General features: G+C 59.4%; 30 protein-coding genes and 2 pseudogenes. 15 read left to right on the plus strand and 17 right to left on the minus strand.

Translation table 11 applies throughout. The annotated features are described in order from the left end of the window. Positions 1–348 precede the first annotated feature (348 nt). Positions 349–840, plus strand: a complete 492-nt coding sequence (locus KW568_RS30340; protein WP_169739406.1) for a hypothetical protein — start codon at positions 349–351, stop codon at positions 838–840. A 50-nt stretch (positions 841–890) separates the two neighbouring features. Here the strand turns inward: KW568_RS30340 and KW568_RS30345 are convergent, their stop codons facing one another. Then, positions 891–1949, minus strand: a complete 1059-nt coding sequence (locus KW568_RS30345; protein WP_016486931.1) for a tyrosine-type recombinase/integrase — start codon at positions 1947–1949, stop codon at positions 891–893. A gap of 253 nt (positions 1950–2202) precedes the next feature. On the opposite strand from KW568_RS30345, the gene KW568_RS30350 reads away from it, so the two are divergent. Further along, positions 2203–3063, plus strand: coding sequence for a hypothetical protein (locus KW568_RS30350; protein WP_024717773.1), 861 nt, complete (start codon positions 2203–2205; stop codon positions 3061–3063). Between the two features lie 96 nt (positions 3064–3159). Here KW568_RS30350 and KW568_RS30355 read toward each other — a convergent pair whose 3' ends face one another. Then, positions 3160–3819, minus strand: a complete 660-nt coding sequence (locus tag KW568_RS30355; RefSeq protein ID WP_016486929.1) for a hypothetical protein — start codon at positions 3817–3819, stop codon at positions 3160–3162. A gap of 365 nt (positions 3820–4184) precedes the next feature. On the opposite strand from KW568_RS30355, the gene KW568_RS30360 reads away from it, so the two are divergent. After that, positions 4185–5066 carry a FitA-like ribbon-helix-helix domain-containing protein gene (locus KW568_RS30360; protein ID WP_024717774.1) on the plus strand — a complete coding sequence of 294 codons (882 nt, stop codon included), beginning with the start codon at positions 4185–4187 and terminating at the stop codon, positions 5064–5066. 192 nt (positions 5067–5258) lie between these two features. Here the strand turns inward: KW568_RS30360 and ltrA (KW568_RS30365) are convergent. Then, positions 5259–6607 (minus strand): annotated as a pseudogene (gene ltrA / locus KW568_RS30365) (group II intron reverse transcriptase/maturase). 497 nt (positions 6608–7104) lie between these two features. After that, positions 7105–7590, minus strand: coding sequence for a hypothetical protein (locus KW568_RS30370; RefSeq protein ID WP_016486926.1), 486 nt, complete (start codon positions 7588–7590; stop codon positions 7105–7107). Between the two features lie 125 nt (positions 7591–7715). Here KW568_RS30370 and KW568_RS30375 point away from each other — a divergent pair, with 125 nt between their 5' ends. Next, on the plus strand, positions 7716–8288 hold the full coding sequence (locus tag KW568_RS30375) for a hypothetical protein (RefSeq protein WP_016486925.1): 573 nt from the start codon (positions 7716–7718) through the stop codon (positions 8286–8288). Positions 8289–8383: 95 nt separating this feature from the next. Here KW568_RS30375 and KW568_RS30380 read toward each other — a convergent pair whose 3' ends face one another. From KW568_RS30380 to KW568_RS30390, 3 genes are all read right to left on the minus strand, one after another. Continuing rightward, positions 8384–9178, minus strand: coding sequence for a hypothetical protein (locus KW568_RS30380; protein ID WP_004574533.1), 795 nt, complete (start codon positions 9176–9178; stop codon positions 8384–8386). 84 nt (positions 9179–9262) lie between these two features. Then, complete coding sequence (locus tag KW568_RS30385; protein ID WP_004574532.1) at positions 9263–9772, minus strand: hypothetical protein; 510 nt, start codon at positions 9770–9772, stop codon at positions 9263–9265. A gap of 1015 nt (positions 9773–10787) precedes the next feature. Further along, positions 10788–10970 (minus strand): hypothetical protein, encoded by a 183-nt coding sequence (locus KW568_RS30390; RefSeq protein WP_004574530.1) that lies wholly within the window; start codon positions 10968–10970, stop codon positions 10788–10790. Between the two features lie 415 nt (positions 10971–11385). Here KW568_RS30390 and KW568_RS30395 point away from each other — a divergent pair, with 415 nt between their 5' ends. Then, complete coding sequence (locus tag KW568_RS30395; protein ID WP_004574529.1) at positions 11386–11604, plus strand: co-regulatory protein PtrA N-terminal domain-containing protein; 219 nt, start codon at positions 11386–11388, stop codon at positions 11602–11604. Between the two features lie 152 nt (positions 11605–11756). Here KW568_RS30395 and merR read toward each other — a convergent pair whose 3' ends face one another. Then, entirely contained in the window at positions 11757–12176 is a 420-nt protein-coding gene (gene merR, locus KW568_RS30400) for an Hg(II)-responsive transcriptional regulator (RefSeq protein ID WP_004574528.1), read from the minus strand. A 71-nt stretch (positions 12177–12247) separates the two neighbouring features. Here merR and merT point away from each other — a divergent pair, with 71 nt between their 5' ends. The 8 genes from merT (at position 12248) to KW568_RS30440 (ending at position 16393) form a co-directional block, all read left to right on the plus strand. Next, a complete protein-coding gene (gene merT, locus KW568_RS30405) occupies positions 12248–12598 on the plus strand; it encodes a mercuric ion transporter MerT (protein ID WP_004574527.1) in 351 nt (116 codons plus the stop codon). 13 nt (positions 12599–12611) lie between these two features. Continuing rightward, positions 12612–12890 (plus strand): mercury resistance system periplasmic binding protein MerP, encoded by a 279-nt coding sequence (gene merP, locus KW568_RS30410; RefSeq protein ID WP_004574526.1) that lies wholly within the window; start codon positions 12612–12614, stop codon positions 12888–12890. Between the two features lie 12 nt (positions 12891–12902). Then, complete coding sequence (merC, locus tag KW568_RS30415) at positions 12903–13334, plus strand: organomercurial transporter MerC (RefSeq protein WP_004574525.1); 432 nt, start codon at positions 12903–12905, stop codon at positions 13332–13334. Positions 13335–13346: 12 nt separating this feature from the next. Further along, positions 13347–15029: a mercury(II) reductase gene (gene merA / locus KW568_RS30420; protein ID WP_004574524.1), complete on the plus strand. Its 1683-nt coding sequence runs from the start codon at positions 13347–13349 to the stop codon at positions 15027–15029. A gap of 20 nt (positions 15030–15049) precedes the next feature. After that, the gene (locus tag KW568_RS30425; RefSeq protein WP_004574523.1) at positions 15050–15466 is read left to right on the plus strand and encodes a hypothetical protein; all 417 of its coding nucleotides are present in this window, start codon (positions 15050–15052) and stop codon (positions 15464–15466) included. Beyond that, the gene (gene merD / locus KW568_RS30430; RefSeq protein WP_004574522.1) at positions 15466–15828 is read left to right on the plus strand and encodes a mercuric resistance transcriptional repressor MerD; all 363 of its coding nucleotides are present in this window, start codon (positions 15466–15468) and stop codon (positions 15826–15828) included. The genes KW568_RS30425 and merD overlap by 1 nt, the downstream gene beginning before the upstream one ends. Beyond that, the gene (merE, locus tag KW568_RS30435) at positions 15821–16057 is read left to right on the plus strand and encodes a broad-spectrum mercury transporter MerE (RefSeq protein ID WP_004574521.1); all 237 of its coding nucleotides are present in this window, start codon (positions 15821–15823) and stop codon (positions 16055–16057) included. Before merD ends, merE begins: the two co-directional genes overlap by 8 nt. A 123-nt stretch (positions 16058–16180) precedes the next feature. Beyond that, positions 16181–16393: a DUF3330 domain-containing protein gene (locus KW568_RS30440; RefSeq protein WP_004574520.1), complete on the plus strand. Its 213-nt coding sequence runs from the start codon at positions 16181–16183 to the stop codon at positions 16391–16393. A 137-nt stretch (positions 16394–16530) separates the two neighbouring features. On the opposite strand, the gene KW568_RS30445 is transcribed toward KW568_RS30440, so the two are convergent. Genes KW568_RS30445 through KW568_RS30455 form a run of 3 tightly spaced genes read right to left on the minus strand, consistent with a single transcriptional unit; the run spans position 16531 to position 20180 of the window. Further along, positions 16531–19527, minus strand: coding sequence for a Tn3 family transposase (locus tag KW568_RS30445; RefSeq protein ID WP_004574519.1), 2997 nt, complete (start codon positions 19525–19527; stop codon positions 16531–16533). 3 nt (positions 19528–19530) lie between these two features. Next, entirely contained in the window at positions 19531–19941 is a 411-nt protein-coding gene (locus tag KW568_RS30450) for a putative toxin-antitoxin system toxin component, PIN family (RefSeq protein ID WP_004574518.1), read from the minus strand. Further along, on the minus strand, positions 19941–20180 hold the full coding sequence (locus KW568_RS30455) for a ribbon-helix-helix domain-containing protein (protein ID WP_004574517.1): 240 nt from the start codon (positions 20178–20180) through the stop codon (positions 19941–19943). Before KW568_RS30455 ends, KW568_RS30450 begins: the two co-directional genes overlap by 1 nt. 201 nt (positions 20181–20381) lie before the next feature. Between KW568_RS30455 and KW568_RS30460 the strand changes: the two genes are divergently transcribed. Further along, positions 20382–21308, plus strand: coding sequence for a recombinase family protein (locus KW568_RS30460; RefSeq protein ID WP_004574516.1), 927 nt, complete (start codon positions 20382–20384; stop codon positions 21306–21308). A gap of 78 nt (positions 21309–21386) precedes the next feature. Here the strand turns inward: KW568_RS30460 and KW568_RS30465 are convergent, their stop codons facing one another. The 5 genes and pseudogenes from KW568_RS30465 to ltrA (KW568_RS30485) all read right to left on the minus strand — a co-directional run. Continuing rightward, on the minus strand, positions 21387–21770 hold the full coding sequence (locus KW568_RS30465; protein ID WP_004574515.1) for a hypothetical protein: 384 nt from the start codon (positions 21768–21770) through the stop codon (positions 21387–21389). Between the two features lie 163 nt (positions 21771–21933). After that, a complete protein-coding gene (locus KW568_RS30470) occupies positions 21934–22422 on the minus strand; it encodes a hypothetical protein (RefSeq protein WP_004574514.1) in 489 nt (162 codons plus the stop codon). Then, on the minus strand, positions 22419–23114 hold the full coding sequence (locus KW568_RS30475) for an N-6 DNA methylase (protein WP_004574513.1): 696 nt from the start codon (positions 23112–23114) through the stop codon (positions 22419–22421). Before KW568_RS30475 ends, KW568_RS30470 begins: the two co-directional genes overlap by 4 nt. A gap of 114 nt (positions 23115–23228) precedes the next feature. Further along, positions 23229–24092 carry a hypothetical protein gene (locus KW568_RS30480; protein ID WP_141745124.1) on the minus strand — a complete coding sequence of 288 codons (864 nt, stop codon included), beginning with the start codon at positions 24090–24092 and terminating at the stop codon, positions 23229–23231. 139 nt (positions 24093–24231) lie between these two features. Beyond that, positions 24232–25233: pseudogene (gene ltrA, locus KW568_RS30485) on the minus strand (group II intron reverse transcriptase/maturase); the annotation flags it as partial. A 1-nt stretch (position 25234) separates the two neighbouring features. Between ltrA (KW568_RS30485) and KW568_RS30490 the strand changes: the two are divergent. Then, positions 25235–25792: an autotransporter outer membrane beta-barrel domain-containing protein gene (locus tag KW568_RS30490; protein ID WP_259539187.1), complete on the plus strand. Its 558-nt coding sequence runs from the start codon at positions 25235–25237 to the stop codon at positions 25790–25792. 114 nt (positions 25793–25906) lie between these two features. On the opposite strand, the gene KW568_RS30495 is transcribed toward KW568_RS30490, so the two are convergent. Beyond that, positions 25907–26563 carry a hypothetical protein gene (locus KW568_RS30495; protein ID WP_004574508.1) on the minus strand — a complete coding sequence of 219 codons (657 nt, stop codon included), beginning with the start codon at positions 26561–26563 and terminating at the stop codon, positions 25907–25909.

Raw genomic sequence — 26563 nt, forward strand, 5'->3', positions numbered from 1 at the left:
GTCGGGCTTGCTACCCACTGAACGCTGCGCCGGAGAAATTTATAGTTTCGTGTTGCAATGGCGCGATGTTCTGTGTTTAATAGGCCTCATGTAGGCGATCAAGCCTCAACCGACCCAATCTCCTGAAAGGCTGGGAAAATCAACCGAAAGGTTGAACTTGCGACCACAAGGCCCGCTACTTCGTAGTGGGCCTTGTGGTTTCTGGCGTTCGTGTATCGGGCGCGTCTCTCCCGCCGGGCCTGAGTGTTATAACGCGAACACATACGTCGCTTGTATTGTAAATGATATCCTGTGCGGGTTGGTCATGCGGCCGACCATTAGTCCCCTTTAGGAGCACAGGATATGAGCATGAGCGAGAAGCAAGTCAGGGCGGAGGTCAACGGTGTCGGGGTGGGTTCTCTCTCGATGGAGAAGTACCAAGAGATGCGAAACCGCGTGCGGCGAGATCCTCGGACGTACGTCAAAGCCCTGATCGTTGTGATGAGCGCTTTGACTCGAACTCTGCGGGGAGCTGTTGCAGCCCTGCCAGCGGCCGTTATGGGCGTGGTGCTGCTTGCGGTCTTGTTGGAGCCCGAAGCATTCACCAGTACCCTCGCAGCATTGCAGACTGCTAGCCCTGCCGACATCACCGCGGCGCTGACCAGAATCATTGAGCTGGCGCGGTACGTGCTTGCTCCCCTGATCGGCCTCGTCGCATTGGTCTCGGCCTTCCGTGAAGTGCGGGATGCCTACCATGAGGATATTTGCCGCGAAGTCCGCATCGCCTTGAATGCGTCAGCCGTTGGCCACGTGTGCCTCAGCGTGTGCGACGTGGAGGCCGAGGCCCCTCAGTCCGCGTAAGCGTCTGCTGCCCTTTGGGCGGAGGTGATCACGCCTCTGCCTAGCCCCACTTACTCCCCCTGTTCTGTGCCTTTGGTGGTCTGCCGCCACAGCTTCCAGGACTCATAAAGCCTCTCGGCCGACACGGGCTGTGCAAAGCCCATCCACTCCGCCACCAGGGCCGGCGTTTCCCCTCTTTCGAACAGCTCAGCCGCAAAGGTATTACGCAGGGTCTGCGGGCTCGCTCGATGCTCAGGATCGCGAATGGCCTTCACCCCGGACTCGACGATCACGGCCTCGGTGATGCGGTTCACCGTCGACGGGTTGATCGCGGTGATTGTCCGACCGTTCTTGATCACTGGCGTGATGTCGCTGGGAAACACCAGGTCACCTTCGGTACCGGCCTGCAGGCGGATGTGCAGCCAGGTGGCCAGGGCCCGGGCGGCATAGTCGAATGGCTTGGTCCGGTGTTCAAACTTCGAATCCGCATAGGAAAGGGTGATCCACGGGGCGGCCTGTGGGGTGATGCAATTAACAGTCAGGCCAACAATGTCCTGCACCTTGAGACCAGCCCCTACACATAGGCCCACCATGGCCCGGTCCCGCGCCTCGCGCCAGCGGCCCCGATCGTTTTGCGCCGTCAACGGCGCCACCAGGTGCTTGGCAAGCAACTCAGCCTCCTGGGGCCGCAGAAAGCTCGTAGGGAGGTTGCCGTCAACATCCTTCCATTTGACCCCTTCAGCCCTCAATGCCTGCGCCGCGGGGTTCAGGAAGCCTGGCGCTTCCCTTTCCTTGAAGAGGTCGGCCAATACGCGCTGGATGAGCTTACGGTACCGGTCGCGTTGTGGCCTATTGTTCACTCGCTTTTCGTTCTTCTCGATCTCCGGGGTTAGGCTATCGAGGAAGTCTGAAACATCGCTTGCATCCACTTCGTCTAATTTGATGCTTTTTTGCTCAATCCAGTCGACGAATCGGCCCCATTGCGCTCGGTACACCTCCGCGGATGACACTCGGATGCGGGCAGAGGTGCCCCTGCCCGCCTGCTGGCTGATCCAGTGGTCAAATGTCTCCTTGGGCCGTTCATTCCAAGAAGGATTGTCAGGTTTGAAGAGGTCTTCAGTAGCGCTCATGGGCGACTCCGCTGGTACAGGATGGACGGGAGCTAGGTCGGCCTGCTTTGACTGTTAATTGCATGCCCGTGGAGTGTAGTGGAGAACATTTGTACTCGTCTGGTTTTTTCACTGTCAGAATGGGGTCAAGCGCTGGCGCCGGGAGCGCGGGCAGAGATTGACGGGCGGCTTAAAGCGCACAGAACAAGGGAGGGGGTATTCGTGTGTGTTTCACATCCCTGATGGCAAGTTCAACTACTTTCAGGGATCCACCATGACCAACGCGCTGCTCTCCGGCTTCATTGATTTGCTGAAAACTGCCTCCCACGTGCAGCTGATGCTGCCTGGGCTCACCACGCTTTCCACTGCGGAGATTGAAGAAACTGATTCAAGCATCACTCAGGTTCGCCTGCTGTGGGGACAGAACTGCGAGACCCTGTTGTCGCCAGCCGTAATCGCGGCCGGTCAATGGGACGGTGATACGTTCAACTGCTCCGATAACTACGGTCGGCCTGTGAAACTGCAGATGCTGGCAATGACAACGCTCAAGCCCGCGGCCGCTACGTCCAGCGAGCTCGACCGCTTGTTGCGCGATGTGCTGGTCGAAGGCCTCAGCCGACAAAAGTCGGAAGGCACGCCCATGCGCAATGCGCTGCAGGTCGCTGTCTGGGAAGGTGCAAGTTCGGTGCGGCGGTTGTTGTTCCCGCAGATGCTGGAAACGCTCTCCCATCTCCAGGACGTTATCCTCAATGCGATCATACAGGGGGGGTGGGACTGGGACTTGATGCCGCAACTGCGTAATCAAGTAACAGCTGCACTCGCGGCCGATTACGGTACCGAGGTCACTTGGAGCCCGGATAACCTATACGACAACCTTGATAGCGGTGAGATCCTGGATTACTTCTCGGATCTCCGGAAACGCACAGATAACCTTGACGACGAATCTGAGCTTGTGTGGCGAGTCCTGGTCTTGGCGGTCAACCTGCTGGAGAAAAAACAGCTCCATGAGCTGCTCCAGGGGCTACGCCGGCGACTGGAGAACACTAACGACGACATGCGGGAGCTGTGCCCGTTGCCGATTGACGACTTGCTGCGACTGATCGCAGACCCTGAGGCTGCTGCCAAGGGGGCTTAACGCTCCACCCTGCCCCGACCACGTGTCGGGGCTTTTCTTTGGGAAAAAGAAAACCGCCAGCCCGTAGGCCAGCGGTGGGTGGAGCGTTGAGTGGGGCTATGCCGATTGCAACACATAGCGTTTCTGCGGGATAAGCACGGTCTCTTCGACGACGTTCAGGCTCAGCAGGCTGATGAAGGTCGCTCGAATGTCGTCACAGGCACGATCAAATGCCTCGACAACCTCAACACGGCTCGCAAGCTGGTCCAGGGACCATTCCTGGAAATCCTCGTCCTGGTCAATCGCTTGGCCAGTTACACGAAGGGTTTTAGGTGGATGCTGGAAGTTGCGCCGACCGGATTCTCCTTCAGCGCCACAGCGGCCACAGCGATTATCACCCTCGGTGCAGGCTTGGTAGTTACGCTGAGAGCAGCTTCGGCAGTAAGACTGATAACCCGTGTATTCCCAGCTGCTTTTTGCGAGCACAAGGTAACCACTCGATCGACCGTTGCTGCCGATTGTGAACTCACCGTCCATTTCGGCGACAAAGTCCTCGATCACCAACTGCAGATCGTCCCAGTAATCGACGCAGAGTAGCTCAAAGGCCTTCTCAGTCTGCTCTGGATCCAGGCCAAGGGCATGGATCTTCACGCAGTGAGCGTAGCTTGTGGAGCGATTCCAGTGGTTCATGGTGTCGTAGCGATAGTGGCCAGCCAAGAAGCTGATCATCGCTTGCCGATCGGTGCGGTCAACTGCTGCTTTTTGGAAATGTTGCATGGGGGAATCTCCTGTTGGCTGTATGACCGGAGATGTGCAACACAGGGCAGTAAACCTGAGGCAGGCGCATTGAGGGTAATGGGCCTGGGCTTCCCCAACCCGGACCACAATGGCGTTTGCCGCAGGGTTACCCATGCCGCCTTGATAAGCCCTCAACGCGGCGCAAGAGAGGTTCGAGAAGGTGGCCAGCGGATGTGGTTGGGCAGCGCAGACTCGGACTCTCCCCCCTTCTCCAGGGCTGGTAGACCCACAAAAATCAAATTACATCAAAAAGCCCTCTTTTTGACCGCATTTTTTGTGTATAAATGATGCCATAATGACGTCGTTATGGCGTCAGTGTCGGGTTTCATTAGGAGGCGTTGGTTATGGCTAGAGTCGGAATACGGGATTTGCCGGACCACATTTACGAAGCAATTTGTGAGTCAGCTGAGAAAAACAACCGCTCGATCGAGGGGGAGGTTCGAGCAATTCTGCAAACCTATGTCTCTACCTTGGAGCCTGAGCCTGCACCGAACCAGACCCTCCGGCAGATCTGGCAGAAAGGTATAGGTGATCGCCTGGACCAGCTGTTTGCACATTTGCGCAAGGACCAGGTCTTCTTCCCTGGCCACGCTCCCACACTGGCTGGTATCGCCCGCCTGATTGGTGAGGAAACCCCTGCTCACCTGCTGGATTGCCTTGATGGGATTGCTTCTCCATCTTTCGACATGCTCGATCGCGTAATAGCTTGGTCGAGCGGCTCACATGACTGGTTGGAGAGTGGTGTGGGGCCGATGTTTCCAGCGAAAAACATTGGCAGCGAGTACAGCGAGTTTTTCCTGTACGAAAGGGACAGCAAAGAGGTCACCTTCCACCTGTTGCGCGTCTGTGGAGGACGACTGGATGGAATGATTTTGTGCGTCCGGCACGATCGAGCCAAACAGGCCTATGCCACTGGCTTCATCTACGAGCACTTCAACCTGAAGCGCGGTATGGGCGCTGGAGGACATGGCAATCTGCATCGGTTCATCCGGTTTTTGAAGACGAACTGCGGGGACCGTGTCCTGAAGGCTTATCGGTATGAAGAGCCTGAGAAGAGCACCGAACCAGGCGCACATCACCCTCAGTATTATCTTCGTTTGGCCAGCGAAGCGGACTGGCTGCAAAAGTTGTTTGCAGGTGAAGATCCAGCAGACTGGCTAGAAGGGAACAGATCGGCCTGGAAAGAGATTGCCGAGTTATCGTTCGGCAACGGCAAGGTTGACTGATGACAACGATTTCTTGCCTGAATGCCCGTCTTGGTGGCTGATGCATCGCCAAGATAGCGGCGCGAATTCAGTGGTGTCGCCTAGATGTGAAAGCCTACCCGCTCGGAGCCCATTGTGCAGGATCGAGTAGGGTGAGGAATTATTTCCTCAGCCCTCTCACACCACCGTACGTGCGGTTCCGCATACGGCGGTTCAATTGATACGCTGGAGTCCCTGCACAGTGCTGCGCAGCGAGACCAGCCCCATTTTGGCGAAGTACAGCGTCGGTACCGCCTGATTCATGTGCTTGGCTGCCGAGTTCCACCAAGGGCCCCGTCCGTTAACACTCGACTTCCACGCCCGCTCAGGCCTAAGCCCAAGTGAGATGAGCTTTCGTTCACGGGTCTTCGGGGTTTTCCACTGCCGCCAGAGCAGGCAACGTAGTTTTCGACGCAGCCACCAGTCGAGTTCGTCCAACGTCCGCATGTTCGCGGTAAGCCGGAAGTAATTGGCCCAACCCCGTAGCACGGGATTTAGCACTTCGAGGGTGTGGGGCAGAGACCGTCCTCGCCCCTTGCGCAGCAAATCGCGAACTCGATCCATCAATTTTCGAAGGCTTTCAGGCGCAACTCGTACCCGTGCCTCCTCTCGGTAGATCGTGATCGCATAGCCCAGAAATTTTCGCTTCCAAGGCCGTGCCACTGCGCTTTTCTGCTCGTTGATACGTAGTTTCAGATGACCTTCCAGGAAGGTCCTGATATTCGCCATCGCCCGCCGACCTGCGCATTCACTGCCGACATAGATATTGCAGTCGTCAGCGTAGCGACAGAACTTCAACTGCCGTCTTTCCAGCTCCCGATCCAGGTCGGTCAGAAGGATATTCGACAATAGCGGGGACAGCGGCCCACCTTGAGGCGTGCCTTCGTTGCGAGGTTGGATCACGCCATCAGCCATCATCCCCGCTTCCAGGAAGCGTCGAATCAGCTTCAGAACGCGCCTGTCCTCCACCCGATAGGCGAGTCGAGCCATCAGCACATCGTGATTGACCCGATCAAAGAATTTCTCCAAATCGATATCCACCACCCAGTGCCTTCCGTCGGCTACGCACTCTTTCGCCTTGGCCACCGCATCAAGCGCACTTCTCTGTGGACGGAAGCCGTAGCTGCCATCGGAGAACGTGGGTTCGAAGATCGGTGCAGTACTTGATGGAGCGCCTGCTGAATGAGTCGATCCGCCACCGTAGGAACGCCAAGTGTTCTAACCCCGCCATTTGGCTTGGGAATTTCCACTCGACGAACCGCCCGTGGCAAGTACCGACCTTCCAGCAGTGCTGCCTTCACGCTTGACCAGTGCACCAACAGCCAGTCCTTCAGCTCCTCGACCGTCAGGCGATCAACGCCCGCTGCGCCTCGGTTCTTCAGGACGCGCTTGTACGCTCGTCGCATGTTGCTGGGTTCGACCACCCGCTCCATGAGCCGGTAGCCCCCCGATTTCGTTCGCCCAGCCGTCACCGCAACCCCCTCAGCACCTTGCGGGCTTCTTTCCGGATTCCGTCCGGCCATGGCAGGCAGGCCTCCCGTGCCGGGAGCTTTTGCGTCATCGGGGGTTGTCGAGATCAGCTGTCCTACTCTCGGTATCAATCGTTCAGGCCTTCAGTCTCGCGACCTACTATGCCCTCTGCTGACTTCTGCACGGTCATTCCTGCACCTCACGGTGCCGGTAGCCCTGACGGGCAACCGCGCAGATCTCCCCGGGTATTGCGCATCCGCTTTCACGCTTATGCCTGTCGGATCTACGTCATGGCGTTCTGTGCAAGTATTGGGCTTTGCAGATTTCGGACTGCTTACCCCGCCATGCCGCCTCGTATCCGCTTCCTGTTCGTCAGGCCAGCGATTTGCCTCGGGCTTCCTTCAGACTCGCAGTCGCCCGCGAAGCCCTTGCCTCTAGCTAGCACTTCCCCTTGCCGGGTGTGCAGGGGACTTGCACCCCTTAGCGGATGCGCCCTGCCGGGCGCACCGAAAAAAAAACCCGGCAGCGCCGGGTTCGTAGGGTTGACTGCTTACGCTTGCGGCGCCAGCAGAGACTCAAGGTATTTACGATCGCTGGCGACCATCGCATCGACGCCCTGCGAGATGACCGTAGAGAGCGCCTTGCCGGCGATCAGCTGTGAGTTTTCATTACCGTTGAGTTGCTCCTGTGAGCAGCGCTCAAAAGCTTGCAGAATCGACCGGATATTGCTCAACGACAAACGGCCGACGATGGCAGCCAACACCACGGCAACCAGAGAGTCGGTTGCGGCTACCGGCTGAACGACGGCAGGCGCTGCCTCTACTGGTTGAGGCGTGCCCACCTGGTGAAGCGGGTTGCCACCCCGGGCAGTCTCTACCATTCCGGATAGAAAATGAGTGACCAGGTGTAAGAGACCGTCATAGCTGTCCCCATCAGGGGATACTTCCTTGTCGTTGAGTTCCTGGTCATACGCATAGACGTCGCTCAGGAGTTTTTCCACTGCTTGCAGAGAGATTTTGGAATCGTTCGGGCACATGAGGGCTCACCAAATGTTGGTTGTTAACTGACCCCAGGAGATGCTGCACACGCCCCTACAAACTCCTTCTACATGCTTGTGGTGCATCTCCTTGCATCATGAAAAGCCTTTCAAGGAGAGACCCTATGCAATTTCAACCAGCGTTCGAGCAAATGCGTGCCATCGTTGAGGCTGATGACTGCCTTCTTCGGTCATACAAACAAGACTTTTACCAGTTTGACCTGGATCACCTCACCAAGACTGGAACGGTCGGCGGTCGTTACGTCTGGGTCATCCGCGAAAACGGCACACACCTGGCGTCGCTCAGCCTGCATCCCAAGCTCACTGAGTTTGTGGAATGCGCGCTCGACATGAAGGAGGCTTTGCAGGTATTCGAAATCACCCTGCAGAAAGATGGCTCTGCGACAATCAAATCTATCTCCATCGAGAAAGCGCGTGGCTTGTTGCGGCACCAACACTATGAGTTTGAGGGGCGTCACATCAAGCGAGGCGGTCGCCTCATCGCTCTGGTTGACATCGAGACGCTGTACAACCGCGGTCAATACGGCGGCACCGTCAGCTTCACCTTCGATGAGGAGCCGAGCGCTGATGAGAAAACTCATTTCAATCAAATCGCTTTGTGCCTCTTCCAGCAAAAGGCGCATAGCTTGTTTGCGTGTATGGACTCCGTGTCCTATGCCACTCGCAGCTTCGCCTGAGGCATCAACGTAACACCCCACCGCTGGCCACCTAGGTCAGCGGTTTTTTTTGGATAAAAAAAACCGGTCACAAGGACCGGTCGATAACGCTAGCTTCAGCGACAAGAGAGCATGGCCATACGGCTAAGCTCCTTGCGTTCACGCAGTTGCTGGTTGTTGTACGGCGCTACCTCGCGAAGGCCGCCCAGGTCATCGAGGCGGACCAGGTAACTTAGGTATTCATCATTTGGATTCGACCAGAGGTGATGTAGCCGCTCGTGGCTCAGCACATGTGCCTTGAACGCCTCTCGACTCATTTCTCCACGGCCTAGCGCGACCTGCAGTTTCGAGTACGCTAGGTAGTCTGGGCGCCAGCTGAGAGGGATCACGCACAGCGTGTGAAGCACTCCACCCGAGTCAGGCCATACCGGAGGAATGGTCGCCAGTTGTGCCATGTTTAGGCCCGCCTCTTCTGCCGGCGCAACGATGGGTGAAAGTTCAAACCCTCCCACGTCATACCAAGCATGGCCCGTCGCTGAATAGGCAGCCTCACTGATCGGTGAGGTTGGTGCACAGCCGTAGACCAGCCAGCTATGAGAACCTGGCCACTGGCGGATGAATCTCACCATCATGGTGCCGCCGGCAACGGGCTTACGCCAGATGCTAGCGCGCAGGTGGTAGTCGATATTGTAAGGAGCAAGGTCCGCAGGTAGATCAGCATCGACGACCGTGTCGAATACCTCAAACCCATTGGCGCCGATGTGTGCCAGGTAACCTGATCCCTCGGCGATATCGAACGCGATGTCGAAGTGAAGCACGCCCACAAGAGCCGTCCCCCCACCTCCGGTTAAGCGGAACACAATGCGGCCGTGAGGCTTGTAACTGTGGTTGAACTGTACGGTGATGGTCATCTGAACCCCCTCTTCTTGGTCTCAGGGGATGCTTTGCAGCGCCCAATAAAAAACCCACCGCAAGCGGTGGGTCAGGTGAAGCGTTTAGGAACTGAGCAGGTAGTCCCCGGCAATGACAGCGTTTGTAGACAGGCCCTGCGAAGGGATTTCAACACGTCTGGTGCCGTCGTCGATCAGATCAACAAGCGTTGCGGCAAGTTTGCGCACGACAACATCGTCCACCGTTTTGACAGCCACCGAATGGCCCTTGTCCTGGAGCAGGATTTTGAAGCCTGTATCGTCCGAGTTGTGGGTGATCACCACAAAGCCATGAAGCTTGCTTGTGTTCACATTCACCTGCAGCGCGGGGCGGCGGGCGAGCCGTGAATCATCGTCGCAGTCACGCAACAGGATGAAGTCGGGGTTTGCGCCAGCATCGAGCAGCATCTGCCAGATTGTGCGATCGTTGTCCGGGACGCGAAGCACCTCTACCAGCTCGATCAGGCGCAGAAGCCGGCGCGAGCGAATCGACTCACGATCGATCGGAAGCTTCGACTGGTTGAAACCGTCATGGGTGTCCGCTTGAGCTACGGCTTTTACAGTTTGGGTTTGCATTGCTTGACTCTCCTGAATGGCAAGCCAGGTGTTGCGAAGACCTGGTACCTCAGGAAAGCGTTACACGCCTGTGTAGAGAAATTTGGCCGTACAAGTTTTGGGGGGCAGAACCTGTCGAGGGTAAATTGCAGGCACAAAAAAAGCCGCCCTGAGAAATGGCGGCTTTTCGTGGCCGAGTGAGTTGAGAGGTTCACTTGGCGCGCACTGAAACGGTCGAACGTGCAAATGGTAGCTGATCGTTATGTAGGGCGCAATTAGTCCCGGGCAACCATCACTTTCAAAAGAAAACCCGACCTAGATTGGTCGGGTTGGTGCTGCGTTCGTAGCTAATCCGGTCTAGACCGACAGGTACTTAACCTCAGTCTCGGACCGCACCAACTCCCGGATCACCGGGTTACTGGAAAGGCCAGTGTTCACCATGTACTGCGCAGTGCTCAGTAGGTAACGTCGCTCTGCAAGGTACTCGCAAGGCTCAAGGCCATTCTCACCGTGACACTGGGACAGATAGCACTCGTAGAAGACGACCTCGCGCAGATCAGGATCGGATTTGAACTTCGGTTTCTCGCCTGAAACTCGCGCCAGGTGAAATCCGGTTGGAATCACGGTAGCCCCATGGGCTGCAGTGTAGGTTTGCAACATAGTCGCCCCCTGGGCATGAAGGTTCATTGATCGCATTGACGTTTGTGCAAGAGGACTGCCTATGCCGCCACGTAAAGGCTGTGCCAGTAGCGAGCATCCTGAATCGATTCCCGACGCAACCGGCGGTACTCGGCTCTCTGGTGGTGCGGCTCGGTGCGAGCGAAGAAAGAGTTCTCCTTTGCCCTGCTTAGGCAGAAGTTCAGCTTGTGAAGGGCATGAGCTTTCTGACCGGTTCGTTGCTGATTTGGTGTATGCGCCATCTGTATTACTCCCGTGATTGTTTGCCTAGTGCGTAGAGATGGCGCACATCGGACATCACGCACGCGCCAGATTCGGGGCCAAAAAAAACCCGACAAAGTCGGGTTTTGGTGTTGCGTTAAGCGGCTAGGTAGATCATCTCGGCAGGGTGGACGAAGACTTGCAGCTTGCCAGTCAAGCAAGACAGTTCGTACACGTGCTGCGCAGGCCTCCGGCCGGGACCTGGTAGATAACGTTTCCCGACTTCGGTCCAGCCCAGGCGTTTGAGTTCAGCAACCTTCTGCTCCTGGTAGGGTGACATTTAGGATCTCCTCTCCTCGGTCACAGTCGACCAGTTGGTTTGTGCTCGCCAAAGATGCCGAACTCAGCAAGTGTGCTGACGGGGCGAGAGGTCAATCTCTACAGGTTTACTATCAGAGCGAGCGGTCACTATGAAGGTGCACGCCGTGTCTTGCTCACCAGCCGCAATGTCGCTGCGGAAATAGCGGGCAGCAACAGCTTGAGCTGCAGCATGGTGACCACCAACTACCTCAGCATCGACGCTCCAGGTAACCAGGTAGGGGTTTGGGGAGCAACGGAACAGAAAGTGCACTTAAGCCCTGCCATTTCCTCTCAGCGCCATAATCCAGGACCTTCATCTCCATCTCTCCTTGATTCCGTACTTAACTACGGAGATAGAGTCGGCTCGTGGGTAGAAAACCCGAGAGGAGGCTGTTATGAAATACCTAAGACTACTGCTGATAGTTGGTGCGACTCTGCTGTCATCCACCGTATGGGCCGAGAGCGGGAGCGACCGTTCAATCGAGCGAATCGCCGCTATGCGCGACAAGGCTGAGGCGGCCTTGGTGGCGGAAACCGCCAAGAAGATTGAGCAACTGGGGGCCACGGCGGCTGGCCGGGTCGAGGCGCAGCCCGGCTGTCCGCCTGCAAAGTAGAACATGAGCTGCTGATGCAGTACTAACCTGTGGCCTATGCAAGTGCTCCTTTGGCCATTCAGCGGCGCTCAATGAGCGCCGCTGTTTTGCCAAGCGCAAGCCGACCCCGGAGGTGCCTCACGCATCGGGAAATCCTCGGTTAACGCGCGGAGTCAGCGCAGTTCCTTTTCCCCCTGCAGCGAAACGATCAGCGGACAGGAAACCGTCCCGTGGCTCGCACAACAATCGTGAACCAGCCGCGCCAACACCGACTCGATCCGCCGCAGATCCGCGAGTTTCCCCCGCACATCCTCGAGCTTCTGCTCGGCGAGCACGCGCGCTTCGTCGCAGTGAGCGCCGTCATCCAATCGCAACAGCCCGGCCACCTCATCGAGGCTGAAGCCCAGTCGTTGCGCGGATTTGACGAATTTCACCCGGGCCACGTCCGCCTCGCCGTAGCGGCGAATGCTGCCGTAGGGCTTGTCCGGTTCGGGCAACAGCCCCTTGCGTTGATAGAACCGGATGGTTTCCACGTTGACCCCGGCCGCCTTGGCGAAGGCGCCGATGGTCAGGCTTTCCACAGTGTTTTCCATACTGCTTGACTCCGTACTTGACTACGGAAGTAACCTTAAACCATCGCTCACATGCTCGAAAGGAGAAATGCATGTCTGAACCATCAAACGGGCGCGCCCCTCTTGTCGCCGGGGGGCTTGCGGCGATTCTCGCCTCGACTTGCTGTCTTGGGCCGCTGGTTCTGATCGCACTGGGATTCAGCGGGGCCTGGATCGGCAACCTGACCGTGCTGGAACCTTACCGCCCGCTCTTCATCGGTGCGGCGTTAGTCGCGCTGTTCTTCGCCTGGCGACGCATTTTCCGCCCGGCTCAAGTCTGCAAACCGGGTGAGGTCTGCGCCGTGCCCCAGGTACGCACCACCTACAAGCTGCTGTTCGGGCTGGTAACGGCCTTGGTGCTGGTCGCGCTCGGCTTCCCCTACATCCTTCCCTTGTTCTACTGATCAGGAGTCCGCCATGAAAAAACTGCTTGCATCCTTCGCCCTCGCCACCCTAGTCGCCGCACCTGCCTGGGCGGCCACGCAGACCGTCACTCTGGCGGTGCCGGGCATGACCTGCGCCGCTTGCCCGATCACGGTGAAGAAGGCGCTGACCAAGGTCGAGGGCGTGACCAAGGCCGAGGTGAGCTATGAGAACCGCGAGGCCATCGTCACCTTCGATGATGCCAAGACCAATGTCCAGGCGCTGACTAAGGCGACCGAGGACGCCGGCTACCCGTCCAGCGTCAAGCAGTAGGCGGGCATTCCGATGGCAAACCCTTTCAATTTGTTCACGCGGATCGGTGACAAAGCCGGGTCCGTTGGCGTGCTGATTTCTGCCATAGGCTGTGCCTCGTGTTTCCCCGCCCTTGCCGGTCTGGGGGCCGCGATCGGTCTGGGCTTTCTGAGCCAGTGGGAAGGCCTGTTCATCACCACGCTGCTGCCGTTATTTGCCGGGCTGGCCCTGCTCGTCAATGCCCTCGGCGGGTTCAGTCACCGGCAGTGGCGACGCGCTGCGCCTGGCCTGATCGGCCCGGCCCTGGTGCTGATAGCGGTGTATTTGATGCTGGCTCACGGCTGGCGGAGCGGCTGGCTGCTCTATATCGGCCTGGCCCTCATGTTTGGGGTGTCCATCTGGGATCTCGTGTCGCCCGCCCACCGCCGTTGCTCCCCGACGTCCTGTCCGACTCCGCCAAAATGAAGGAATAACACTATGACCAAACTACAAATCGTCGGCATGACCTGCGCCTCCTGTGTCGAGCATGTGAAAGAGGCCTTGGAGAAGATCCCCGGCGTGCATCGGGCGGATGTTTCCTACGCCAGCGGGAAGGCCGAACTGAAGGTCGACGAGGGCGTAAGCCGTGAACAGATGCAGGCCGCCGTCGAGGCCCTGGGGTATCGAGCGGCGTTCGAAGACGCCACGGCACCTACCCGCTCAGGCCTGCTCGACAAGGCGCGGGGCTGGTTGAGCGGCAGCATTGGCGCCGGGAAAGATGGCGACAGGCTCCACGTGGCGGTCATCGGCAGCGGTGGCGCCGCCATGGCGGCCGCGCTCAAGGCGGTGGAAGGCGGTGCGCGCGTCACCCTGATCGAGCGCGGCATCATCGGCGGCACCTGCGTCAACGTTGGCTGCGTGCCCTCCAAGATCATGATTCGCGCCGCGCATGTGGCCCATCTGCGGCGCGAGAGCCCGTTCGACGCCGGACTGTCCACCACGAGCCTGACCGTCCTGCGCGAGCGGTTGCTCGCCCAGCAACAGGGTCGTGTCGACGAACTGCGCCACGCCAAGTACGAAGGCATTCTGGAGAGCACGCCGGCGATCACCCTGGTACGCGGCACCGCCCGTTTCCAGGACGGCCGCACGCTCAGCGTGGAACTGGCCGAGGGCGGCGAGCGCATCGTCGCCTTCGACCGCTGCCTGATCGCCACCGGCGCGAGCCCGGCCGTTCTACCGATTCCCGGACTCAAGGACACCCCGTACTGGACCTCGGACGAGGCGCTGGCGAGCGACACCATTCCTAAGCGGCTCGCCGTGATCGGCTCCTCGGTGGTGGCGGTGGAACTGGCGCAGGCCTTTGCCCGGCTGGGCAGCAAGGTCACGGTCCTGGCACGCAGCACGTTGTTCTTCCGCGAAGATCCGGCCATCGGTGAAGCGCTGACGGCAGCCTTCCGTATGGAGGGCATCGAAGTGCTGGAACACACGCAAGCCAGCCAGGTGTCCCACGTCGACGGCGAGTTCATCCTGAGCACCAATCATGGCGAGCTGCATGCCGACCGACTACTCGTCGCCACCGGCCGCACGCCCAACACCCAAGGCATGAATCTGCAAGGCGCCGGCGTGAAGCTGGACGAACGCGGTGCCATCCAGATCGACTCGGGCATGCGCACCAGTGCCCCGGATATCTATGCGGCCGGCGACTGTACCGACCAGCCGCAGTTCGTCTACGTGGCGGCGGCCGCAGGCACCCGTGCGGCGCTCAACATGACCGGCGGCGAGGCGAAGCTCAATCTCGACGCCATGCCGGCCGTGGTGTTCACCGATCCGCAGGTGGCCACCGTGGGCTACAGCGAAGCGGAGGCGCACCACGCCGGCATCGAGACCGACAGCCGCACCTTGACCCTGGATAACGTGCCACGCGCACTGGCCAACTTCGACACGCGGGGTTTCATCAAGCTGGTCATCGAGGAAGGTAGCGGACGGCTCATCGGCGTGCAGGCGGTGGCCCCGGAGGCGGGCGAACTGATCCAGACCGCCGCCATCGCCATCCGGGCGCGGATGACGGTGCAGGAACTGGCCGACCAGTTGTTCCCCTACCTGACGATGGTCGAGGGGCTGAAGCTCGCGGCGCAAACCTTCGCCAAGGACGTCAAGCAGCTGTCCTGCTGCGCCGGGTAATGAGCGCGCGAGGTTGAAGCATGAACGACACGGCAAGCGATCTCGGCAGTCGCGACAGCCTGCGCAAGACCTGGCAGGTAATCAGCTTATGGGGGCTGCCTGCCGTCGTGGCGACCATAGCGCTTGTTCTGGCGGATCGACGCCCTGCGTTGTTCCTGGCAGCGAGCGCCGCGCTACTCGTGATGGGCGGCGCCTGCCTGGTCAACGCCGCGCGCTGTCGCCGCCTTCACTGCTACATCACCGGGCCGTATTTCCTGATGCTCGCGCTGGGTGCGCTGCTGGCTTATGGGTTTGCCCCAAACGGCGAGTATCACTCCCGGCTGTGGTTGCTCCTGGCACTAGGGGTTACGCCATTGCTCATCTGGCTACCTGAACGCCTAGCCGGAAGGAAATATCTGAGCGCCCTAGTTTGCGGGGAAGACCGGGAGTGTCGGTGATGAATGCCTACACCATATCCAGACTGGCCGAGGACGCGGGCGTCAGCGTGCATGTGGTGCGCGACTATGTGCTGCGTGGCTTGCTGCACCCCGCGCGGCGCACGGAGAGCGGTTACGGCATTTTCGATGAGCGGTCCCTGGCGCGTCTGCGCTTCGTGCGCGCCGCCTTCGAGTCTGGTATCGGGCTCGACGAATTGGCACGGCTCTGCCGGGCGCTCGATGCGGACGATGGCGCCGACTTGATCGGCTGCGTCGAGTGCCTGCTCCGGCTAGTCACGGCACGGCAGGCGGCCTTAGCCGCAGTGGCAACCCAGCTGGCCGGGCTGACTCATTGCGCCGGCGAAGGTTCTGCCTATGCGTAACGCCGATCACGTTGAGTCAAGCAAGGTCTTCCGCTGGCGTGCTTACACCTGGGGCGTGCTCGCCGCGCTCACCTGCCCTTGCCATCTGCCGGTGCTGGCATTGCTGCTTTCGGGGACAGCGGCCGGCGCGTTCGTCAGCGAGCAGTGGAGCCTCGCGACGCTCGTGCTGGCGGTTTTCTTCATCCTCTTCCTGCGAGCGGCATTGCAGGCCTTTCGGAAGCGACCGTGACCCGCTCGGAGCACGGCGCGACCACCACTGCCGAGTTGGGCAGGGAGGCTGCAGGTCGATCGGCGCTCAGTCACGGGGGGAAAGCGTTGCTAGGTTTTCTTGGACGATGGAGGAACCCCCATCATGAACACAAACAACACCTCCACCATCAGCTGCTGCGAATGCTGCAAGGACATTCCCCTTGACGCCGCACTGACGCCGGAAGGTTCCGAGTATGTCGTGCACTTCTGTGGCCTGGAGTGCTATCAGCGTTTCATGTCGCGAGCAGATAAGAGGGCGGCATCCGAGCCTGATCACCCCTGCACACAAAAGGTCAGTACCCGTCAGGACGGCTAATTCGCGCTGCACCGGAAAAGTGGCTCTTGCTGGTCGCAGAAAGCGTGAGCCCGAGGACTCCGTCAGTCGCAATCCGTCTGAGCTGGAAGTGGCATCGAGTGCGGTGCCCGGCCGATTTCGAACCCAGGCCGTTACACCTACTGGTCGTCGTCCGGATTGCGCAGCGGCCGCAGTTCGCCGCGGGTAACCTCTTCCGGCACCGCGAAGGAGTAACGGCCCAGCATGTTGATGTGCTCGTGGATCAGTGGCGAGAGCCGCGCGACATCCTCCTCCAGCACCGGGTAGCCGTGCTGCCTGAGCCGTTCTACGGCCGCCGTCATGTAGAGGGTGTTCCACAGCACGATGATGTTCACCACCAGGCCGAGGGCGCCGAGCTGGTCCTCCTGGCCTTCGCGGTAGCGCTGGCGCAGCTCGCCGCGTTTGCCGTGGAACACGGCGCGGGCCAGGCTGTGGCGGCCTTCGCCCCGGTTCAGCTGGGTCAGGGTGGCGCGGCGCTTGGACTCGTCGTCGATGTAGGTCAGGGTGTGCAAGGTCTTCTCGATGCGACCGAACTCAGCCAGCGCCTGGGCCAGGCGGGTGGGACGATCCCCTGTTTGCAGGGTGCGCATGATGCCGGTGGCCGGCACTCGGCCGAGCTTGAGCGAGCCGGCCAGGCGTAGCAGGTCGTCCCAGTGCTCGGCGATCAGATCGAGCTTGACCGACTGCCGGGCCAGGCCGTTGAGTTTGCCGTAATCCGCCTCCGGGCGCGTGCGCCAGAAACGGGTACCGCCGACGTCGGCCAGGCGCGGGCTGAAGTGGTAGCCGAGCAGGCGGAACAGCCCAAACACCACATCGCTGTAGGCCCCGGTGTCGGTCATGATCTGCGTCGGCTGCAACTCGGTCTGCTGTTCCAGCACCACGGCCAGCAGCACCAGGCTGTCGCGCAGGGTGCCGGGCACGGTGATGGCGTTGAGGCCGGAGAACTGATCGGAAATCAAGTTGTACCAGGTGACGCCCCGGCCGGTGCCGAAATACTTCGGGTTGGGGCCAGCATGCACGGTGCGCACCGGTACCACGAAGCGCATGCCATCGGCGGAGGCGACCTCGCCGCCGCCCCAGACCTGGGCCAGCTCCAGTTGGCTCTGCGCCCCCACCAGAATGGCGTTTGCCACTGACAGCGTGTCGTCACGGATATAGTTCTGGCTGACCCAGGACAGCCGGTCGCGGCGTAGCGCCTGATTGTCGGTGCGGATCAGCGGCTCCAGGCCGGTGTTGCAGGCCCCACCCAGCAGCACCGCGCAGAGGCTGGTGACCAGGTTGTCGGCCCGCGCATTGCGCTCGGACACATGGGTGAAGGCCTCGGCGAAGCCGGTGCGAGCGGCGATTTCCAAGAGGATTTCCGGCAGATCGACACGCGGCATCAGATCAGCCACGGCTGCTCGCAGTTGCAGCAGCGAGTTCGGCTCCTCCAGCTTGTCCAGTGTGCCGAGCGAGAGCTCGGTCTTGCCCTCGGCGTTCTCGCTCAGCTGGATCGCGGGGTTGTCGGGTAGGCGGGCCGCGACCGCCTGCCAGGTCGCATCCAACTCGGCGCTCAGCGCATCCAAGGTGGTGCCGGCGTCAATGGTCAGGCCCAGCGAGCGGCAGATGATCGGCCGCGCCGCCAGCCATTCGGCACCGTCGAGCAGGCCGAGACGCGGGTCGGCATAGCGCCAACTGGGCGAGACGAACACGTCGCGCCGGCGCAGGGCCGTGCGCAGCGCATCGAGCGTGCAGAACACATAGGCGCCCATGTCGAGGGAGCCATCCTCGCGGGTAATGTGCTTCTGCCAAGCCTTGGCCACGATCTCCTGCGGCGCGTCATCCTCCGGTTTCCGGCGGGGCAGGTTCAGCTGCAACCAATCCAGGCCGGCGACCACGCCTTTGCCGGCCGGGCTGAAGCCGAAGCGGATGTGCTTGAGCAGGTCGGGCAGGAAACGGCGCACACTGCGGTAGCGCGCCTCCAGGGCGAGAAAATACACATCGTCAACCGGGCGGATCAGCGCATTGACATCTTCCAGGGCTTTCTCCAGCGAGGCCCTCGGCAGGTCGTTGAACAGCCGGGCGCGCACGTTGTCATCGCTGATTGAGCTGTCCAGCACGACCTTGCACGCGGCGGCGAGCGTCGCCGCCGAGCGATCCAGGTCTTTCAGGCTGCGCATGCGGGCTTTCTTGTCGGCCTTCTCCGCGTTGCTGAACAGGTCGCGTAACAGCGCTTCCAGGACCTCCAGGGCGTCGTCGTGCGCGGTGGCCTCCAGGCACAGGGCGAACGCCACCAGTGTCGCCATCCGCCGCGACGCCGGCAGCCGGTTGATCGCCGTGACCTTGGCGGTGTTGGCGAAGCGAGCCAGGGCCGCGATACGGCTGGGCGGGATGTGCGCCGCCGCTGGCAAGGCGATGCCGATGCCGCGCACGTCATCAAGCCGGCGCAGCGCCCGAATCAGTGCGGGGCCACTGACCATCACCGGGCCGGAGCGCAGTTGATCCAGCCGGGAACTGCGGTTGCCTTCGGCGACCAGCAGCAAGTCCTGTAGCTGCTGCCGTTGCGCCTCGCTCACACTGCGGCCAAGGGTTAGCCAGAGGCGTTCTTCGACCCGGCTGCGCAGTTGGGCGATGAACCGTTCCAGAACGGTGACGCCGGGCAGTAAAACCTTGTGCGTCAGCAACCAGGTCGTCGCCCGATTGAACAACTCGCCAGGACGATCTGTCCCTGTCCAACAGAGCGCATACAGCCAGCGGGCAAGTCGAAAGCCGACGCTGGAATCAGCAAACACCCGATAGCCGTAACGCTCCTGAATCTCGGCGGCATGACGTTGACGTTGGCGGGTTTCGGCATAGGCCAGGATACAAGTTGGATCGGTAATGCCTAACTGGCGACTGAGCGCTTGCAGCACCTCTTGGGGGACGGCTGAAAAGTCGTCGGGAAAAGTGCCCAGGTAGCGGATGCTGGTCAGTTGGGTGGCGTAGCCAAGGCGGTTGTGCTCGCCGCGCAGCGGTAGGAGGATTTTGTGGTCGTCGTCGCTCAGGTGGAAGTAGCGTTCCAGCTCCTCACGACTGGGGGCATCGACATAGCGGCCAAAACCGTCGCGTTGCTCCTGGGTCAGAAAACCGACCGGCATCGATCACAGCACCTCGGCGCAGAACACGGCGGGCGTGACAATCCGCGTGCGTTCGATGTGCCCGCGTTGCAGCAGGCCGGCGCGGCGATCACCGGTCACCAGGTAGTCCGCATCGCCTGCCAGGGCCATGGCCAGCAGAAACGAGTCATCCGGATCATCGGCTTCGACCTCGATGGTCAGACGCTCCAGTACCACAGCCCGTTGCAGGTTATTGATCATGGCTCCCACTTTGGCGGGCTGAAGGATGGCCTGGAGCTTGGGGTAGCGGCTGGCTCGGCGGATTTCATCGAGCTGCATCCGCGAGGTCACTACCTCGAAACGCGCCGCCCGCCAGGCACGGTAGATCGCATCGGGCGCGCCATGCGGCGAGATCAGTGCGCTGAACAGGATGTTGGTATCCAACACGACCCGCATCAGCGCTTACGTGCCCAGTCGAGCGCTTCGTCAACCGCTTCGGTCAGCTCTGCCTCGCTCAGATGGGCATTAGCGGCCTTGGCCTGTTCGGCCGTCAGTTCCAGGATGTGGGCCCGCACCGCCTCTTCAATGAAGCGCGACAGGTCGCCTTTCCGGCCACCGCCCTGGCTGGCCAGAAACATCCGAAGCGACTGGTCGGTGTCGGCCGAGACGGCGACATTCCAGCGAATCGTATTCATGGCGTTCCCCGCTAGTAGGTGTTTGTGTGTTTATACGCCAATCACAAAGGGCTATGCAATGGTTCAAAAAAACCTTCGTTTTGCCGAACTTTAAGTGGACAGGAATCGGCTGGTTAACCTACCTGCGCTACGGTTCAAATAACTGGTACGCTTAATCAAAGTTCAACTATTACTAACGTAGTCGAGTAAACGGTACTTTTGATGAAGATCGGTTATGCGCGGGTGAGCACTCGGGATCAGAACGCCGACCTCCAGGTCGATGCCCTGAAACAGGCCGGGTGCGAACGCATCTATCAAGACATCGCCAGCGGCGCGAAAAGCGCCCGGCCGGAGTTGGACAAGTTGCTAGCCCATGTTCGAGCGGGCGACACCGTGGTGATCTGGAAGCTGGATCGCCTCGGGCGCTCCCTCAAACACCTGGTCGAGCTGGTCGGCGAGCTGGCAGAGCGCAAGGTCGGCTTGCAGAGCCTGAATGACCCAATCGACACCACCCACGCCCAAGGTCGCTTGGTGTTCAACCTGTTTGCCTCGCTGGCCGAGTTCGAGCGCGAGCTGATCCGCGAGCGGACTCAGGCGGGTTTGTCGGCCGCGCGGGCGCGGGGCCGGATCGGTGGCCGTCCCAAGGGCCTCCCAGCCAAGGCCGAGGCCACCTCCATGGCGGCCGAGACGCTGTACCGCGAGGGCCGCCTGAGCGTCAGCGCCATCGGCGAGAAGTTACACATCTCCAAGAGCACGCTGTACAGCTACCTGCGCCATCGTGGTGTTGAGATCGGCGCACACCAGAAGAGCGCCCAGCCGCGAGGTCAGCAACGCAATGTCGCGTCGCCGGCAGAGCCCGCCGCCGAGCAGGTGGCCACCGTCACGCTGCGCCTGGCGGTGGTGAACAACAGCAAGTTCGTTCGCGGCCGGAAACGGGCCAAGGAAAATATCGAGCGCTACTGCTTGGAGCCCTACAGTATGAAACGGCTGGAGTCGGGCAACTACGAACTGGCCATTCCGTATCGGAGCGACGATGAGCTGGACAAGACCGTGCATGACTTGCTGACCGAGATCAGCCAGGAAGCCGACATGCGCAACTGCTTTATCGAAGCCGATGCCTGGGAAGAAGGCTCTGAACGGCGCTGGTAGGGCTTAAGTGCACTTTCTGTTCCATTGCTCCCCAAACCCCAGGTACTGGTGTTTCTGGCCAGCTTCGGCATCAGTCAGTTATCCACGCAGACCGAAATGGCTGAGAAGCTCATCAATAGGCTGGCGAGCGGTAACCACCTCGGTGTCTGAATTTCTGATGAAGCCCGAGAACCAGAAGCTGGCTGAGTCAACGTTCAGACAACCACCCTTCAACAGCACCTCGTTCTCCTCTCCGAGCTCGTCCGCCTCCTCAGTACCAGGTGCATACTGATGGAAAGACGCAGTGCTATCGAACTTTTCAACCTTAAATAGTCCGTTTTCATTGACCAAGCGAGCCAGGTCACTGATGCCTTTCGCTGCGGCCTGATCGATGCTGAAGACAGCAACGTCCGGTGCATCTTCAGCCCCGTTGGTTGCGCGGGTTTCTACGGTGTAGCTCTTTGCGATGTTGGAAGCATTCATAGCGGTACCCTCAGGTGTTGGTCTAGTGATGTGAGATGCATCACAGCCAACATGAAGCGGATCCACCCGACACAACGGCGCTAGCAAGCGTCAGCCCGAGCCATCGGCCTCTGAAAGCCGCCCAAAAGAAAACCCCGTCGCAAGGACGGGGTTCGATGGTGGGTTAACGGCGATGAGAGCAGATGCTCTTCAAGGCCCTGTCGACTAGGTCGCCTTCGTAACTCAAGATCACTTCAACATTGGTGCACGAGTACTGGGCTGAGCCCAGAGCACGAGCGGTGATGAGGTAACCATTGGGGTCCACTTGTGAAGCCGCACCAAACAAAACCGCATTATCGACCACGGCGCGGAGTACATCCCCGGCACCATCGTCTTCGGCCCAGCTGGGTGAAACCGTGTTGCGAGCTGTGACCTGGTTCCCGCAGACACGAAAGTGCTCATAGCGCCCGGGCGCATTTTGAATCGAGACCGAATCACAGCCGTCAAACTGACCGACGTAGATAACTGGCCGAGTTGCACCATTGATGCGAGCTACGGTGGACATTTTTGAGGCAGCAACCGACTGAACAGCATCAGAAGCCTCCGAAGCACTCACCGCATGCGGCAGCACCTGGAAAGCTAAAGCCGCGGCGATCGAATACCAGCGTTTCATGAAGCGACCTCAAGTTTCGGAGTTGAATTTTGACGTGAACGCATCAGCGTCGGAGAGGTGGCATGCAAGATCTGCTGCTTGGTGCCTGAGGCGGACAAAGTGTCCCCTTGGAGCACTATGATCTCCCCGATTTCTACCCTATGAATGGCACAATTCGCGGCCAGCTGAATCGCTACCATGCGAGCGCAAATGCCATCGATATCGCACGCATGGAAGAGCCATTGTTGCAGCTCACCAGCCCCCTTTGTTTCGAGCAGGTGATTTGCTTTTGCCAACAGCATAACCCCACTGCCACAAGCCGGATCGGAGCATGCCTTGAGTCCGCCAGCGGGAGGTACGTCGGTATCGCTATCACTCATCCTGACCATCATGGATGCCAAAGACCAGGGGGTGAAGAACTGCCCCAGAATCTGCTTGCCACCATGACTTGCTAGAGCCTCATAAAGCGGCCCAAGGATGTCCTGGAAAGGCTCTGCGTTCGCTACCGCCTGATCGTACAGCGAGATGACCCGCCCTATTTTACCGCGGACATCATCAGGCACGGGATACCAGGGCTGGAAACCCCAGACCTCCATCACCGCTCCGAGGAAGAATCGAAACATCTCCGCCGGTGGGTACCGGTGGCCGTCACACAATGCATCTGCCATTGGTTTAATGGTAGGTGGTACCGAGCGTGCTAGTTTGCTTGCCATGGGCAATCTCCAGAGAGGTTGGTCGTATGCTTCGGGATGAATCACAGCGACCTACAAACCCTGCTGGCGCCCGGGCAAAAAAAACCGCTCCGATGAGGGAGCGGTTGTGTAGCGTTAGTGAGTTTCTTCTTCAGGACCAGCAGCTTCCGGTAGGGATTCACGCGGCACCCATGTCCAGGTTTCGACAAATGCGCCGTCATCACACAGCGTAACCTGGGCACCGTCATTCACCTGCAGATCATCATTGGCGAGGTTGTCCTGCGCCCATGAACGGTAACGGTCCTTCAGTGCGTTCGAATCCAGTGCTGGCTGATCCGGACTGTCCTGCGCCAGCAATTTCTTTTGAGCGAGCTCGTCGAGCAGTTGAGGAGAGGGAGCGCTTTGCGACAGGCCAAAGTGGATGCCCTGGTAGCCATAGCATTTGATGAACTCATCTGCCGCCATTTTGGCACGCACACTCTCGGTGCAGGTGCTGCACAGGCCGTGCCCGACATCCTGATTACGCCACTGCCGGCCGGTGGTTCGAGCGCCACAGCACGGACACAACAAGCGCACAGGATCATCGAGACTCTCCTCATGCTCTGGCAGATCGAACTGCGCATACGGGACGTCACGGAGCTCACAGAAGGCTTTCTGATCGCCGTCGGCGTCGTACAGCCCCAGCGTGCACTCATCCCAATCTTCCGGTTCAGCGATGTTGATCTCGTTCGACAACAGCAGGTAGTTGCCATTGCAGAACTCCTTCCGCAGTGCCATGCAACCACCACCGGTGTGGAAGACGTCAAATCCATACGCAAGAACGGGGTCAACGACTGCTGTCCCGCAGGGAGAAAAATACGGGTTGCGAATCTCCACATCGTTAAACTGGAAGGCCATGTCCGACGACGAATATGGCCGCTTCCTTTCCTCGCCAGTTGCCAGGATTTCGGTCATTGCCATTTCTTGTGTATCAGCTGCGTTGCTTGCAATTACGTCCATGGTGCTGCGCCTCTTGGGTTAGTCATCTTGATCTGAGATGCAGCACAGTCAGCTGTAACGACAGGATCGAGTAGGGTGAGGGATTTTTTTTCCCTCAGCCCTCTCACACCACCGTACGTGCGGTTCCGCATACGGCGGTTCAACTAATACGCTGGAGTCCCTGCACAGTGCTGCGCAGCGAGACCAGCCCCATTTTGGCGAAGTACAACGTCGGTACTGCCTGATTCATGTGTTTGGATGCCGAGTTCCACCAAGGCCCTCGCCCGTTTACACTCGACTTCCACGCCCGCTCAGGCCTAAGCCCAAGCAAGATGAGTCGTCGTTCGCGGGTCTTCGGGGTTTTCCACTGTCGCCAGAGCAGGCAACGTAGTTTTCGACGCAGCCACCAATCGAGTTCCTCCAGCATCCGCATGTTCGCGGTAAGCCGAAAGTAGTTTGCCCAACCCCGCAACACGGGATTTAGCATCTCTATAGTGTGAGACAAGGACCGTCCTCGCCCCTTGCGCAGCAACTCACGAACTCGATCCATCAGTCTTCGCAGGCTTTCGGGGGCAGGTCGCACCCGTGTCTCTTGGCGATAGATCGTAATCGCGTAGCCCAGAAACTTTCGCTTCCAAGGCCGTGCTACTGCGCTTTTCTGCTCGTTGATACGTAGCTTCAGATGACCCTCCAGGAAGGCTCTGATGTTCGCCATCGCCCGTTGCCCTGCGCCTTCACTGCCGATGTAGATATTGCAGTCGTCAGCATATCGGCAGAACTTCAACTGCCGCCTTTCCAGCTCTCGATCAAGATCGGTCAGCAGGATATTCGACAGTAATGGGGACAGCGGCCCACCCTGAGGCGTACCCTCGCTGCGGGGTTGAATCACGCCATTAGCCATCATCCCCGCCTCTAAGAAGCGCCGGATCAGCTTGAGTACGCGACCATCCCTCACTCGATAGGCGAGTCGAGCCATCAACACGTCGTGGTTGACCCGGTCGAAGAATTTCTCCAGGTCGATGTCCACTACCCAGTGCTTTCCTTCGGCCACATACTCTTTCGCCTTGACGACCGCATCGAGCGCACTTCTCTGCGGACGAAAGCCGTAGCTGCCATCGGAGAAGGTTGGCTCGAAGATCGGTTGCAGTACTTGATGGAGCGCCGTGGCAGTTTCCGAAGGCGATGCCACCATCAAGCGCTCCTACAAAACCGGTGCCGGCGACGACGAATCGAAAGGTAAGTCGGATGTCAGCCAGCGTGCGGTTTCGGGCCAGGTCGGCTACGTATTCATCCTGCAGGACAACATCGCTGTGATGCCGTTCCTGGGCGTGGACTACCTCAACACCAAACTGGACTCCTATACCGAGACCAGCGGCTCCTTCCCGGCGCGTTTCGACAAGCGTACTGAGGAGAACATCTACGGCACCGCCGGCCTCAACGCCAGCATGAACCTGGCAAACAAGGCCATTGTTTCGGCCAACATCAAGCACGTTAGCCGCCTGAACAACTCGCAAGACGATCTGACCGGTGATGTGATCGGCGTCTCTCGCTTCGACATGAAGCAGGACACCACCGAGCGCTGGAACGAAGTCGGCGTTGGCCTGCAGGTTGCCGGCCCGTTCAAAGCCTCCCGCGTGGGCGTCACCTACGGTCACCGCTTCGGCAGCGACAAAGCCGTAGCCTCGGACGTCGCAACGCTCTCCCTTTCGATCGGTTTCTGACCGGAATCTGATTCACCATGCGCCCCACTTTCCAGTGGGGCGTTTTTATTTGCCCGCGAGTTTTCGCCAGGCAATAAAAAAGCCACTCCGAAGAGTGGCCGGGTATCGTTAAAGCTAAGCAGTAGGCTGCAGGCTCTGTTGCTCCCACCATGCACGGAAGCTAGCTACGAAAGAACATCCACTGTCTTCAGGTAACGCAAAAACTGCCTTGTTCTGGTGACTGATCTCATGCTCCGGCTCACCATCACGCGAACAGTGATAGAGCTTGAAGGTGTTTCGTGTATCGAGCTGGAAGCAGCACAGTGCTCCGTTCTGCCGCTTGTAGTACACCCGGCAATAACCAGAGTCCACAGTATGCAGGGCCAGCTGTTCAACCTCTTTGACTTCAGCGGGCGGAACCAAACAGTGACGATGCTCAACGAGCAGCGCTCGCAATGCACCCAGATCAATCGAGCGCGTTACGCCATCCGGGAACAAAACGTCACCGTACAGTGCAGCAAGATCGGCAGCCAGGCTATCTTCGACAAAGTGACAATCCACTAGGTCGCAGGCTCGGCTAACTATCCACTCTTGCCTTTCTTTCGGGGTTTCCAGTTCGTCAACATACTCACGCTGATTTGCCATGTCCTCAGCGATTTTCAAGCAAGCCTCGTTTTGACTCGTCGCAAAGACGTTGTCGCTGTAAGTGCCTTCTTCTGCCATCCCCCAGTTCAGAGTCACTGCGTACAGATCAAGCGAGGACTGATTAGCTTTAACTTCATTATTGCTCAT

The sequence above is a fragment of the Pseudomonas sp. HD6515 genome (assembly GCF_024971855.1).
Lineage (GTDB): Bacteria > Pseudomonadota > Gammaproteobacteria > Pseudomonadales > Pseudomonadaceae > Aquipseudomonas > Aquipseudomonas alloputida.